Consider the following 12,497-nt stretch of genomic DNA (forward strand, 5'->3'; position numbering starts at 1 on the left):
GACGGATGGAATGAACGCTCAGGATCGCTCCACCGCCGGCACGGTAACCGCACGCGAGGTCTTTGGCCTCGCGTTTCCCGCGCTTGGCGTACTTGCGGCCATGCCGCTCTACCTTTTGCTAGATACCGCGGTTGTCGGTCGTCTTGGTGCCCAAGAGCTCGCCTCGCTTGCTGCAGCCACCACAATTCACTCCGTGGTGACGACGCAGTTGACTTTCTTGTCCTACGGCACGACCGCTCGCTCTGCTCGGCTCTTTGGCTCCGGCAAGCGCGAAGCTGCGGTTGCTGAAGGCGTGCAAGCCACCTATGTGGCTCTAGGAGTAGGCGGGCTGCTCGCGGTAATCATGTGGATTTTCGGCGGAGTATTTGCACGCGCCTTAACCGGTGATCCCACCACGGCCGCCGGGACGGCCTTGTGGCTGCGCATCGCAGCTCTGGCTATTCCCGTTACTTTGGTGGAAATGGCCGGAAACGGCTGGATGCGCGGTGTCCAAGATACGAAGAAGCCACTGTACTTTACTTTGTCTGGCATGATTCCCGGCGCTATTGCGGTGCCTATTTTCGTCCATTTTTGGGGGCTAGCAGGCTCGGCCATTGCCACGGTATTAGGCATGAGCATTATTGCTGCGCTATTCGTCCGCGAATTGCATAAGGAACATACCGGCTCCTGGCAATTTCAATGGCATGTGGTACGCGAACAGCTCATCTTAGGCCGCGATCTTATTTTGCGTTCAGCCAGCTTCCAGGTGGCCTTTCTTACCGCCACGGCTGTGGTTTCCCGCGTTGGTACCGCTTCTTTGGCCGGTCACCAGATCATGATGCAGCTGTGGAACTTCATGTCCCTCATCTTGGATTCGTTAGCCATTGCCGCGCAATCATTGACTGGTGCTGCACTAGGTGCTGGCTCTGCGCGGCACGCACGCAGTGTGGGCAGCAAGGTGGCGTTGTACTCTACGATTTTCTCTGGCCTCTTGGCTGTCGTATTTGCTACTGGTGCAGGGATTATTCCGCGTATCTTCACCTCCTCTCCGGAAGTGCTCGATGCCATCTCCCAGCCGTGGTGGATCCTGGTAGCCATGGTTGTCGGCGGTGGAGTGGTCTTCGCCTTCGATGGTGTCTTGCTTGGCGCCGGCGATGCCGCCTTCCTGCGCACGCTGACCATTTCTTCGGTCCTAGTGGGATTTTTGCCGGGCGTTATCTTGGCGCACTTTATGGGCACAGGCTTAACCGGCGTGTGGTGTGGCCTCGCCGCCTTCATTGCTTTCCGCATGGTGGGTGTGGTCTACCGGTTCCGATCGATGAAATGGGCCGTAGTCCAGGAGAGTTAGCTGCGCTAAAGTGGGCGTGTTGATACTCTCGCGCGGTGTGCGGCTCCGTGCAGCGCGCAGCTTCTAGGAAGGCAGGTGAGAAACCTATGCCAACAGTGTGGGCGGTTTCTGATCTGCATGGAGCAGTCAACGCCAATAGTAAACGCATTGAGCAGCTCACTCCGCCCGATCCCGCGGATTGGCTCATCGTGGCCGGCGATGTTGCAGAGCGTACCGAACTCATTATTCGCATTTTGCGCCAGCTCAATGATCGCTATGCCAGGGTCATCTGGGTGCCGGGCAACCATGAGTTATTCTCCCGCTCCCAGGACCGGTATCAAGGCCGAGATAAGTATGCGCACCTGGTGGAAAGGTGTAGGGAAATTGGAGTTATTACTCCCGAAGACCCTTATCCGGTATTTCACGGGACCACCATCGTTCCGCTATTTACTTTGTATGACTACAGTTTCCGTCCGCATGGTCTTACCGTAGATGAAGCCATTGACGCGGCGCGCGCAAAACAACTGATGATGACCGATGAGTTCGCCATCGCCCCCTTCGTAGACGTGCGGGCGTGGTGTTGGGACAGGTTGGCCTATTCCATCAAGCGCCTTTCCCGAGTACATGGTCCTACCGTGTTGGTTAACCATTGGCCGCTGGTCCAAGAACCGACAATGCTATTGCGTTTTCCGGAAATTGCCTTGTGGTGCGGAACCCGGCATACGCGGTCGTGGCCGCGGCGCTATAACGCGCAGTCCGTAATCTATGGGCACCTGCATATGCCGTCTCGCATGAATGTGGACGGCGTTGACCACATCGAAACGTCGTTGGGGTATCCGCGTGAATGGCAGGGGCGTGAGAGCGCCCAGGCGTGGCCCTATCCGGTACTGCGTTCCTTTGTAGAGGAGGGGACATGATGATGTATCCAGAGCTATTTCCAGAAAGTGCGCGCTATTGCTACGTGCGCACGGACTCGAGCTATACGGATTTGGCCAATTTTGAAGAACTCGCGGCCGAAGAAAAGTCTCTGGTTTCCCAGGCAGTTGATGTACGCAAGGCCGAGTTCGGAGATGCTCGGTGGTGTGCGCACCGAGCCTTGCAGGAATTGGGGGCCAGCCCGGCGACGCCGATTCTGCGCGGCGAGCGCGGCATGCCGCTGTGGCCCGAGGGTTTTGTAGGCTCGATGACGCATACCGAGGGCATGCGGGCTGCGGTGGTTGCCCCTACCTCAGCCTTAAAATCCGTAGGCCTGGATGCAGAACCCGCCGAACCGCTGCCGGATCATGTGCTCACCATGATCGCCCGAGCGGGGGAGATGCCGCAGCTTTTGCGGCTGCGTGAGGCGGGGATTACCTGCCCGGACCGATTGCTTTTTTCTGCCAAAGAGGCCACGTACAAGTCGTGGTTTCCCATGACCTTTCGCTGGTTGGACTTTGACCAGGCAGAAATCGACCTGCGCGAAGACGGCACGCTTATTTCCTATATTTTGGCTAGGCCCACACCGGTGCCTTTTATCACCGGGCGCTGGGTAATTCGAGACGGCTACGTTATCGTCTCCACCTCGGTTCCGGCCTTAGACTTTAGCCATTAAAGGGTGGAGGGCCGTGCCACAAACACGGTGGCCAGGCGCTTGCCTTTTTCTTTAATGAGCGCCACCGCTTGGCCATTAGGGGCCACAGCAGCGTGGACGCCCTTGAGCCCGCGAGGCTCTAGCCATTTGCCCATGGCGAGGGCGGCTGCCTCCTCCTCCGAAACGGAAAGGACGGGGAAGCAGCGAGCCAAGGCCTCATCCAAGCTGAGGGACAGGCGAGGGGATTCGGCAAGGGCGTCGAGCGAGAGGGCGTCGGCAAGCGCAAAAGGGCCCACCTCAGTGCGGCGCAAGGCGGTCAGGTGCCCGCCCACCTGCAGGGCCTCGCCCAAATCGCGGGCCAGGGAACGAATATAGGTACCGGAAGAACAATCCACCGTGACGTCTAGATCGATGTAGTCGCCCTCGCGGCGCTCTGCCAGAACGTCAAACTTATCTACCGTTACTGGGCGGGCGGGAATGTCTACCTCCTGGCCCTCGCGTACTAGCTCATGGGCGCGGCGGCCGTTAATTTTGATAGCGGATACCGCCGCGGGCTTTTGCATAATATCGCCGGAGAGCTTGGCAATCTCTGCCTCGATTGCGGCGCGGTCAATGGCCGCAGCGCTAGCGCCCCAGGAGTATTCTCCCTCGGCGTCATCGGTTGTGGTGGCGGCGCCGAGGCGAATGGTAGCGTCATAGGACTTAGTAGAGGCAACCATGTGGGCCAAGAACTTGGTGCCACGCTCCACGCCAAGAACCAGCACGCCGGTGGCCATGGGGTCGAGTGTGCCGGCGTGGCCTACCTTCTTGGTGTGAAAGTACCTGCGTAGACGGCCGACAACATCGTGGGAGGTCATGCCGGCGGGTTTGTCTACGATGACGAGTCCGGAGTTTGCGAGCGCATCAGTCATAGCCTCTAAGTCTATGCTCTACGATGGTCTGCGTGGATATTTGGTACGGAATCGATGACATCCCCGCGGAAGTGGGCCCAACGTCAGTAACCATCGGCGTTTTTGATGGCCTGCACCGCGGCCATCAGCAGCTCATCTCCGCCTGCGTGGAGCATGCACGCGCTCATGGTGAGCGCCCTGTCATGGTGACCTTTGACCCGCACCCGGTGTCGGTATTCCTCCCGGAACGTGCGCCGTTGGCGGTGCTGAGCTTTGAACGCCGACTGGAATTGGCCGAAGAGATGGGCATTGCAGCCGTGCTCGTTATTGACTTCACCCGCGACCTTGCTGGGGTGGAGCCACGGCCCTACGTAGAAGATTTATTGGTAGGAAAGCTCGCAGCACAGCACATCGTGGTAGGCGAGAACTTCACCTTTGGCGCCGGCGCCACCGGAACCGCCCAGGCTATGCAAGACTTTGGTGCTGAGTTTGGCTTTAGTGTGGACATCGTCCCACTGCTGGATGATGAAGGCGTGCGCATTTGTTCCACCCACATCCGTGAGTGCCTTGCACAGGGGGACATCGAGACCGCAAACTGGGCTCTCGGCCGCCATTTCACCGTGACCGGCCCCGTAGTGCGCGGCGCAGGACGTGGAGGCAAGGAACTCGGGTTCCCCACGGCCAATCAGTATTTCCCGGATACGGTGGCCATCCCGGCCGATGGTGTGTACGCGGGCTGGTTCATCGTGCACTCTGATTCCTCTATCGAAGGGGATATGCGCCCTGGCGTGGCCTATGCGGCCGCAATTTCCGTAGGCACCAACCCCACCTTCGGCGATGAGGAGCGCTCTATCGAGTCCTTTGTGCTCGACCGCGACGCTGACCTGTACGGCTACGAGGCTACGGTGCACTTTGTGGGCCACCTCCGCGATATGGTGAAGTTCAATTCCGTAGACGAGCTGCTAGAAGCGATGGCCAATGACGTAGCCAAGGCCCGCCAGGTGCTCGCTGCCGATGCTAAGGCGCAGGGCTGGACCGCAAAAGACTACTTCCTGCGGGAGAAATAAATGAAGGCGATTCTCGATCTTGATACCGGCATTGATGATACCCTAGCGCTGGCGTATGCCATCGCCCATCCGGACCTGGACTTAATCGGCGTGACCTGCACGTACGGCAACGTGACCGTGCCCTTAGCCGTGCGCAATACACTGGCCCTTCTAGAGCTACTGGGCCAAGACGATATTCCAGTCTTTGCCGGGCCTAGCCCGGATGGTTTTCGGCCAAGCGAGATTTCTTCTTTTATCCACGGCCACAACGGCGTGGGGGAGGTCCTGCTTCCGCCGGCAACCACCCAGGCGCAGTCCCAACCTGCGGCCGATTTCCTTATCGAGGCTGTGCACGAGCACGGCGATGATGTAGTAATCATTCCGACTGGCCCGTCCACCACGATTGCTGCCGCCATGCAGCAGGACCCTTCCTTTGGCACGGCCGCACACCTGGTGATGATGGGTGGGGCTCTCACCGTTCCTGGCAACGTCACGCCGTGGTCTGAGGCCAATATCTCCCAGGATCCGGAAGCTACCGATTACCTCTTCCGCCACACTAGCGATACCACCATGGTTGGTTTGGATGTTACCTTGCGCACGCTTTTGACCACGGCGGAGTCCGCTCGTTGGCGCGCTACCGGTACCCGCGCCGGCCGCATTTTTGCGGACATGGTGGACTATTACATCCGCGCTTACGCCACCACATCGCCGCACTTGGGCGGGTGCGGCTTGCACGATCCATTGGCCGTTGCGGTGGCAGCAGATGCCTCGCTTGTCGACGTCCTTTCGATAAACCTCAAGACTGACACCGCCGGCCCTACCCGTGGACGGACAATCGCGGATGAAAAGCGATTGGATGCGCCACCCACCGCCCGGGTGGCTGTGGGTGTGGATAGTGAGCGCTTTGTGCGGGAGTTTGTGGAACGCCTTGAGACGCTCTTCAGCGAGCTCTAAAAGCACAGCCTAGGCGCCACGGGTTTTGATTTTCTCTGCTTAAGCGCTGTAAGGTGTTTGTTTGGCTTAGCGACTGCGGTTCACAGCAGTTGCGGCACGCACAAGTCACGCGCGCAGCGCAGGCTTATGCGTCACGATAATGTGGACTGAAATAAAGGAGAAATACTCATGGCATTGACCACTGAGAAGAAGGCCGAAATCCTCAAGGAGTACGGCCTGCACGAAACCGATACCGGTTCCCCTGAGGCACAGGTTGCCCTGCTGACCTCCCGCATCAATACTTTGACCGAGCACCTGAAGTTCCACAAGCACGATCACCACTCCCGTCGTGGTCTGCTGCTGATGGTTGGTCGCCGTCGTGGCCTGCTGAAGTACCTGGCTGAGAACAACGTCGATCGCTACCGTGATCTGATCTCTCGCCTGGGTCTGCGCCGTTAATTTCGGCCCAGCTTCGGCCACCTCGCCCCGCCCTTTGGCGGGGCTTTTGTGGTTTTTCTGTTAGAATTTGACACCGTTGTCATAGACAAAATCGACCAGGCGGCATCGACGATCGCCCAAACCACTCAAGGAGACATTTTTTAATGAGCGTTCAGAACTCCGTCGAGTTCAATATTGACGAGGACTTTGGCATTACCGAGGCCATTGCCACGCTAGACAATGGTGACTTTGGCACCCGCACCCTGCGCTTCGAAACCGGCCAGTTGGCTCGCCAGGCAGACGGCTCCGTGACCACCTACTTGGACGATGACACCATGTTGCTGGCCACGACTACTGCGTCCAACCAGCCGCGCGAGGGATTCGACTTCTTCCCGCTGACTGTGGACGTAGAAGAGCGCATGTACGCCGCCGGCAAGATTCCGGGCTCCTTCTTCCGCCGTGAGGGTCGTCCTTCTTCTGAGGCCATCCTGGCATGCCGCCTCATCGACCGCCCGCTGCGCCCAACCTTTGTCAGGGGCCTGCGCAACGAGGTCCAGGTCGTTGTCACCGTGATGTCCCAGGATCCGGAAGAGTACTACGACGTTGTTGCTATCAATGGCGCCTCCGCCGCCACCCAGCTGTCCGGCCTGCCCGTCTCCGGCGCTGTCGGCGGTGTCCGCATGGCACTGATTGCTGACGATAAGCACCCAGAAGGCCAGTGGGTAGCGTTCCCGAACCACGAGCAGCACGAGCGCGCTCTCTTTGAGATGGTCGTTGCCGGCCGCATCGTCAAAAAGGGCCGCAAGGACGACGTAGCCATCATGATGGTTGAGGCCGGTGCCGGCACCAACGTTGCTGAGCGCATTGCTGACGGTGCTCCTGCACCGCAGGAAGCAGCCGTCGCTGAGGGCTTGGAAGCAGCAAAGCCATTCATTAAGACCTTGTGCGAAGCCCAGAACGGTCTGGCGGAGCGTGCCGCCAAGGAAACCCAGGAGTTCCCGCTCTTCCCGGCATACGGCGATGATGTCTTCGCGGCAGTGGAAAAGGCCGCTGCAAAGAAGCTAGAGAAGCTGCTGACCATTCCGGGCAAGCAGGAGCGTGACGATGCCACCAATGAATACATGGAGCAGGTCGAAGAAAAGCTCTTGGACCAGCTCGAGGACTTGGAGGAGGCCGATGCCTCCAAGCAGATCCGCGGCGCTTATAACGCCTTGATGAAGCAGATCGTGCGCCAGAAGATCCTTTCCGAAGGCTTCCGTATCGATGGCCGCGGCGTTACCGATATCCGTGACCTCTCCGTTGAGGTGGACCTGGTTCCGCGTGCTCACGGTTCCTCCCTGTTCGAGCGCGGTGAGACCCAGATTCTGGGTGTTACCACCCTGGACATGCTCAAGATGGAGCAGCAGATTGATTCCCTGACCCCGGTGGAATCCAAGCGCTACATGCACCACTACAACTTCCCGCCATTCTCCACTGGCGAGACCGGCCGCGTGGGCTCCCCGAAGCGCCGCGAGATCGGCCACGGTGCTTTGGCCGAGCGTGCTCTGCTTCCGGTCATCCCATCCCGTGAGGACTTCCCATACGCCATCCGCCAGGTCTCTGAGGCCTTGGGCTCCAATGGCTCTACCTCCATGGGCTCTGTGTGTGCCTCCACCTTGTCCCTGTACAATGCCGGTGTTCCGCTGAAGGCTCCGGTAGCTGGCATCGCTATGGGCTTGGTCTCTGGCGAAGTAAATGGCAAGGAAAAGTTCGTCGCCCTGACGGACATCCTCGGCGCCGAGGATGCCTTTGGCGATATGGACTTCAAGGTCGCCGGTACCTCTGAGTACATCACCGCCCTGCAGCTGGACACCAAGTTGGATGGCATCCCGTCTAAGGTCCTGGCCCAGGCACTGGAGCAGGCTCGCGATGCCCGCTCTACCATCCTGGAGACCATGGCCGAGGTCATCGATACCCCGGATGAGATGTCCGGCCTTGCGCCGAAGATCACTTCCGTGAAGATCCCGGTTAATAAGATCGGCGAGCTTATCGGACCAAAGGGCAAGACCATCAACCAGATCACCGAGGAAACCGGCGCCGATGTCTCCATCGAGGATGACGGAACCGTCTACGTTTCCGCTGCTACCGGTGAGGCTGCGGATGCTGCCATCGATAAGGTGAACTCCATTGCTAACCCGCAGCTGCCGAAGGTAGGAGAGCGCTTCCTGGGCACCGTGGTAAAGACCGTTCCATTCGGCGCATTCGTTTCCTTGACCCCGGGTCGCGATGGCTTGATCCACATTTCCAACCTGGGTGGCGACGAGCGCATCGAGAAGGTAGAAGACGTCATCAACGTTGGCGATAAGGTTCAGGTAGAAATCGCGGATATTGATAACCGCGGCAAGATTTCCCTGGTTCCGGTGGAGGACTAATCCCCAAACCCAAAGAAAGGCTCTGCCTTCCAGTTCACTCGCTGGAAGGCAGAGCCTTTCTTCGTAGGTGTGCACCATTTAGAGGCGCCGCTATACCTTAGTTCTGGAAGTCGATGACAACGCGCGATGGGTCCTTCAGATACGTCACGGAGTAGGCGGTCTTCTTCTCTAGACCGATAATGAGCTGGGTTTGCGCCTCAAAGGTGGTGGTGTAGTTGACTGCACTGACCACCCCGGCACCAGGGGTAGTGCCTGGTTGCATGTACTTTTCTTTTAGCTCTGGGGTAGAAGGCCACGGTGTTCCCTCAATGCCGAGGTTGAGGAAAGTATTTCCTTGGACCTCGACTGGTTTTCCGGATGCCTGGTGGGCGGGGCTATCGGTATAGGACGTAAACCAGCCCGGTTCGCCTTCTCCCTCCAGGTCGATGACGACTCTGGTGAAGCCTTCGTGTGCCCCCACTCGCACACCCGCGGGAATGAGGTTTCCGAGCCCCTCCGGCATGTGCTGTTGGTCCTCGAGAGAGGCCGTGCCCATACCGGCGAACGCAATTGGGGCTGAGTCCTGGGGGAGCTTCTGCATTTCTGCATCCGCTGCAGAGGTACTGCGCGGGGCAGAAGTAGCGGCGGGGGTAGCGGAGCTGGTCGGAGCATCAGCCGTGTCGGTAGTTGACTGAACCTCACTGAAAGCCGGTGCGCCTGCCTGCGTAGTTTCTTCATCGGAACAAGCGGCAAGTGCTAATGCGCATCCTGCGCTGATGGCCACGGCGATAGTGCGAGAGAAATTTGAGGGAGACATATTCATCACTTCCTTGGTGCTTACCGTGTTGTTACACCCATTCTACTGGGGCAGATGGGACGGGCAGTAGGAAGTGATGCAATTGTTAACCAGTGTGAGAGGGGAGGGTGCGGCTACTTCTTTAGCTCCACCAGCTGAATAAGGTTGCCCACGGTGTCATCGAATACAGCGATGATAGACGGTCCAACATCGGTGGGCTCCATGGTGAACTTCACGCCCTTGTCACTGAGCTCTTTGTATTCTTTTTTCACATCGGCGGACAGGAACTGGGTGGCCGGAATGCCATCGGTCTTGAGTGCTGCGGCATAGTCTTTGGCGGCGGGATGGCCCTTCGGCTCCAAAAGCAGCTCGGTATCTCCCTCACCCTCAGCATTGGTAACGGTAAGCCAGCGGAAATCGCCGTGGGTGACGTCATCCTTAACTCGGAAGCCAAGGGTATTGACGTAAAAATCGTGAGCGCGGGCAACGTCGTCTACAGGAACGGAAGCGATATATATCTGCATGCACGCCATCCTAGTGAGACTGTGGGCATTGTCGAAGAGCGCAAGTCCTTTCCAAGGCAGGCGAGGAATTGTGCAAACCCCATGCGCGTTAGGATGGGGAGAAAAGTACTACCGATGTGGCTGAAGAAGGAGAACACACCATGGCTATCAAGGTTGGCGTACTGGGCGCGCATGGACGCGTAGGCCAGGCAATCGTTGCAGGTGTCAACGCGGAAGATGACCTCGATCTGGTTGCGGAAATTGACCGCGGTGATGATTTGCAGCAGCTTATCGACGCCCATGCTGAGGTCATTGTGGACTTTACCCAGCCAGATTCCGTAATGGGCAACCTTGAATTCTGCATTGCAAACGGAATTCACTGTGTGGTGGGAACCACCGGCTTTGATAAGGAGCGTTTGGCTCAGGTAGAGGAATGGACCAAGCAGGACGGTGCCGGCAATGTTCTCATTGCGCCGAACTTTGCCATTTCCGCAGTGCTCACGATGGTGCTGGCCAAGCAGGCTGCGAAGTTCTTTGAGACTGCAGAGGTTATTGAATTCCACCACCCAACCAAGCTGGACGCGCCGTCCGGTACTGCGATCCATACCGCTGAGGGAATTGCCGCCGCCCGCAAGGAGGCTGGTCTGGGAGACATGCCGGATGCTACGGAAAAGCAACTCGATGGTGCCCGCGGTGCCACCGTCGACGGTATTCCGGTTCACGCAGTACGCACCCGTGGCATGGTGGCACACGAGGAGGTCATCTTTGGTGCGCAAGGTCAGTCGCTGACTATCCGCCAGGATTCTTATGACCGCGCTTCCTTTACCCCGGGCGTGCTGGTGGGCGTGCGCCAGATTGCAGATCACCCGGGCCTAGTCGTGGGCCTCGATAAGTACCTGGGGCTTTAAGCCATGGCTAAAGCAAGTGAGCTAGATATTCAGCTCATTGCCGCAACGCAGTTCCACGCCCCGCGGGGCGTGGAGTGGCACGCGGATGACTCGGCCTCTGATGGGGAAGCACTTGTCGAGTTCGCTGGACGGGCCTGCTACGAGTCTTTTGATAAGCCAAACCCCCGGACAGCAACCAATGAAGCCTACCTGCACCACATCATGGAGGTAGGCCATACTGCGTTGCTCGAGCATGCCACGGCCACGATGTACATCACAGGGCTGTCGCGTTCGGCGAGCCATGAGCTCGTCCGCCATCGGCACTTTTCCTTCTCGCAGCTCTCCCAGCGCTTTGTCCACCCAGAAGAGACCGAAGTGGTCCTACCAAAACTGGTGGCCGAAGACGAGCAACTAAGTCGATTGGTCATGCAGGCGGTAGATGAAACCCGCTTTGTCTACGATGAACTGCTTAGCGCACTAGAAGAGAAGCTGGATGAGCCCAACGCTCTCCTGCGCAAGAAGCAGGCCCGTCAGGCGGCGCGTGCTGTGTTGCCAAACGCCACAGAAACGCGCATTGTTGTCACTGGCAACTATCGCGCGTGGCGTCACTTTATTGGTGCTCGTGCCGCCGAGCAGGCCGACGAGGAGCTTCGCCACGTTGCGGTGGAGTGCCTGAAACTGCTGCAAAGCAAGGCGCCAGTGCTCTTTGATGATTTCAATATCACCACTCTTGCTGATGGGACCCAGATGGCGGCAAGCCCCTACGCCTAACACGCGCGAGACCCCGATGCGGCTAATTGCAAGCCAAAAGGGTAATCTTGACGGCTATGAGCACAGGTATGACAGCAAAGACTGGCGTCGGCACCTTTGGACGCATCGGCATCGCCATGGTCACCCCGTTTGACCGTGACGGTGCGCTGGACGTTGCAGCAGGTCGTCGCCTAGCAGCTCATCTCGTTGACAATGGCGTTGATTCGCTCATCCTTGGTGGAACCACCGGCGAATCACCGACCACTTCAGTTGAAGAGAAGCTGGAGCTGCTCAAAGCCGTAAAGGAAGAAGTAGGAGACCGCGCAAAGCTTTGCGCCGGTGCCGGAACGAATGACACCGCAACCTCCATTAAGCTGGCTCAGGCCACCGCTGAAGCGGGGGCAGACAGCTTGCTAGTGGTAACTCCCTACTACTCCAAGCCCTCACAAAAGGGCGTTTACGAGCACTTTGCCGCAGTCGCGCAAGCCACGGATCTACCGATCTGTGTCTATGACATCCCTGGCCGCTCGGGCATCCCAGTGGCGCCGGATACCCTCCGCCGCCTTGCGGACTTGCCGACCATCCAGGCCGTAAAGGACGCCAAGGGCGACCTTCCTGCGGCCGCAGAACTCATCCAAGAAACCGGTTTGGCCTGGTATTCCGGTGATGATCCGATTAACCTGCCGTGGCTTTCCCTCGGCGCTTCCGGTTTCATCTCCGTCATCGGCCATGTAGCACCGCGTGCCTTGGCAGAACTTTATGAAGCTTTCGACGCGGGCGATATGGCCCGCGCCCGAGAAATCAATGTCACTACGCTCCTTCCGCTCACCCATGCACAAGCTCGGTTGGGCGGAGCGACGTTTGCAAAGGAAGCCCTGCGCCTGCAGGGCATCGAAGTTGGCGATACCCGTCTTCCTATCACCGCTGCGAGCGGGGAGGAACGCGAGGAACTTCGCCGTGATCTGGAACAATCTGGAGTCCTCTAAGA

General features: G+C 58.5%; 13 protein-coding genes. 10 read left to right on the top strand and 3 right to left on the bottom strand.

Annotated features, from left to right (window positions below):
- Positions 1 to 10: 10 nt before the first annotated feature.
- The 3 genes from QP884_RS01340 (at position 11) to QP884_RS01350 (ending at position 2,897) form a co-directional block, all read left to right on the top strand.
- A complete protein-coding gene (locus QP884_RS01340) occupies positions 11 to 1,327 on the top strand; it encodes an MATE family efflux transporter (protein WP_284820295.1) in 1,317 nt (438 codons plus the stop codon).
- 86 nt (positions 1,328 to 1,413) lie between these two features.
- A complete protein-coding gene (locus QP884_RS01345) occupies positions 1,414 to 2,223 on the top strand; it encodes a metallophosphoesterase family protein (protein WP_284820296.1) in 810 nt (269 codons plus the stop codon).
- On the top strand, positions 2,223 to 2,897 hold the full coding sequence (locus QP884_RS01350; protein WP_284820366.1) for a 4'-phosphopantetheinyl transferase family protein: 675 nt from the start codon (positions 2,223 to 2,225) through the stop codon (positions 2,895 to 2,897). The genes QP884_RS01345 and QP884_RS01350 overlap by 1 nt, the downstream gene beginning before the upstream one ends.
- Here the strand turns inward: QP884_RS01350 and truB are convergent.
- Entirely contained in the window at positions 2,894 to 3,787 is an 894-nt protein-coding gene (truB, locus tag QP884_RS01355) for a tRNA pseudouridine(55) synthase TruB (protein WP_284820298.1), read from the bottom strand. The two genes, QP884_RS01350 and truB, sit on opposite strands and share 4 nt — an antisense overlap.
- A gap of 23 nt (positions 3,788 to 3,810) precedes the next feature.
- On the opposite strand from truB, the gene QP884_RS01360 reads away from it, so the two are divergent.
- From QP884_RS01360 to QP884_RS01375, 4 genes are all read left to right on the top strand, one after another.
- The gene (locus tag QP884_RS01360; RefSeq protein ID WP_284820300.1) at positions 3,811 to 4,833 is read left to right on the top strand and encodes a bifunctional riboflavin kinase/FAD synthetase; all 1,023 of its coding nucleotides are present in this window, start codon (positions 3,811 to 3,813) and stop codon (positions 4,831 to 4,833) included.
- Complete coding sequence (locus QP884_RS01365; protein ID WP_284820302.1) at positions 4,834 to 5,766, top strand: nucleoside hydrolase; 933 nt, start codon at positions 4,834 to 4,836, stop codon at positions 5,764 to 5,766. It abuts the gene before it with no gap.
- A gap of 168 nt (positions 5,767 to 5,934) precedes the next feature.
- Entirely contained in the window at positions 5,935 to 6,204 is a 270-nt protein-coding gene (gene rpsO / locus QP884_RS01370) for a 30S ribosomal protein S15 (RefSeq protein WP_005278802.1), read from the top strand.
- A gap of 143 nt (positions 6,205 to 6,347) precedes the next feature.
- Positions 6,348 to 8,594, top strand: coding sequence for a polyribonucleotide nucleotidyltransferase (locus QP884_RS01375; RefSeq protein ID WP_284820303.1), 2,247 nt, complete (start codon positions 6,348 to 6,350; stop codon positions 8,592 to 8,594).
- 97 nt (positions 8,595 to 8,691) lie between these two features.
- Here QP884_RS01375 and QP884_RS01380 read toward each other — a convergent pair whose 3' ends face one another.
- Together QP884_RS01380 and QP884_RS01385 are read right to left on the bottom strand one after the other, a co-directional pair.
- Complete coding sequence (locus QP884_RS01380; RefSeq protein ID WP_284820305.1) at positions 8,692 to 9,390, bottom strand: AMIN-like domain-containing (lipo)protein; 699 nt, start codon at positions 9,388 to 9,390, stop codon at positions 8,692 to 8,694.
- Positions 9,391 to 9,503: 113 nt separating this feature from the next.
- Positions 9,504 to 9,893 carry a VOC family protein gene (locus QP884_RS01385; protein ID WP_284820306.1) on the bottom strand — a complete coding sequence of 130 codons (390 nt, stop codon included), beginning with the start codon at positions 9,891 to 9,893 and terminating at the stop codon, positions 9,504 to 9,506.
- Between the two features lie 140 nt (positions 9,894 to 10,033).
- On the opposite strand from QP884_RS01385, the gene dapB reads away from it, so the two are divergent.
- The 3 genes from dapB to dapA are packed head-to-tail and all read left to right on the top strand — an operon-like array spanning position 10,034 to position 12,495.
- Positions 10,034 to 10,780: a 4-hydroxy-tetrahydrodipicolinate reductase gene (gene dapB / locus QP884_RS01390; RefSeq protein WP_284820308.1), complete on the top strand. Its 747-nt coding sequence runs from the start codon at positions 10,034 to 10,036 to the stop codon at positions 10,778 to 10,780.
- A gap of 3 nt (positions 10,781 to 10,783) precedes the next feature.
- Positions 10,784 to 11,530, top strand: a complete 747-nt coding sequence (thyX, locus tag QP884_RS01395; protein ID WP_005325145.1) for an FAD-dependent thymidylate synthase — start codon at positions 10,784 to 10,786, stop codon at positions 11,528 to 11,530.
- Between the two features lie 56 nt (positions 11,531 to 11,586).
- Positions 11,587 to 12,495 (top strand): 4-hydroxy-tetrahydrodipicolinate synthase, encoded by a 909-nt coding sequence (gene dapA / locus QP884_RS01400; protein WP_284820309.1) that lies wholly within the window; start codon positions 11,587 to 11,589, stop codon positions 12,493 to 12,495.
- Positions 12,496 to 12,497: the final 2 nt, after the last annotated feature.

The sequence above is a fragment of the Corynebacterium tuberculostearicum genome (assembly GCF_030229345.1).
Lineage (GTDB): Bacteria > Actinomycetota > Actinomycetes > Mycobacteriales > Mycobacteriaceae > Corynebacterium > Corynebacterium tuberculostearicum_G.

Bases quoted from the DNA above. Each gene is read 5' to 3' on its own strand.
- QP884_RS01340 (WP_284820295.1), top strand. From the start codon at position 11: ATGAACGCTCAGGATCGCTCCACCGCCGGCACGGTAACCGCACGCGAG.
- QP884_RS01345 (WP_284820296.1), top strand. From the start codon at position 1,414: ATGCCAACAGTGTGGGCGGTTTCTGATCTGCATGGAGCAGTCAACGCC.
- QP884_RS01350 (WP_284820366.1), top strand. From the start codon at position 2,223: ATGATGTATCCAGAGCTATTTCCAGAAAGTGCGCGCTATTGCTACGTG.
- truB (WP_284820298.1), bottom strand. From the start codon at position 3,787: ATGACTGATGCGCTCGCAAACTCCGGACTCGTCATCGTAGACAAACCC.
- QP884_RS01360 (WP_284820300.1), top strand. From the start codon at position 3,811: ATGGTCTGCGTGGATATTTGGTACGGAATCGATGACATCCCCGCGGAA.
- QP884_RS01365 (WP_284820302.1), top strand. From the start codon at position 4,834: ATGAAGGCGATTCTCGATCTTGATACCGGCATTGATGATACCCTAGCG.
- rpsO (WP_005278802.1), top strand. From the start codon at position 5,935: ATGGCATTGACCACTGAGAAGAAGGCCGAAATCCTCAAGGAGTACGGC.
- QP884_RS01375 (WP_284820303.1), top strand. From the start codon at position 6,348: ATGAGCGTTCAGAACTCCGTCGAGTTCAATATTGACGAGGACTTTGGC.
- QP884_RS01380 (WP_284820305.1), bottom strand. From the start codon at position 9,390: ATGTCTCCCTCAAATTTCTCTCGCACTATCGCCGTGGCCATCAGCGCA.
- QP884_RS01385 (WP_284820306.1), bottom strand. From the start codon at position 9,893: ATGCAGATATATATCGCTTCCGTTCCTGTAGACGACGTTGCCCGCGCT.
- dapB (WP_284820308.1), top strand. From the start codon at position 10,034: ATGGCTATCAAGGTTGGCGTACTGGGCGCGCATGGACGCGTAGGCCAG.
- thyX (WP_005325145.1), top strand. From the start codon at position 10,784: ATGGCTAAAGCAAGTGAGCTAGATATTCAGCTCATTGCCGCAACGCAG.
- dapA (WP_284820309.1), top strand. From the start codon at position 11,587: ATGAGCACAGGTATGACAGCAAAGACTGGCGTCGGCACCTTTGGACGC.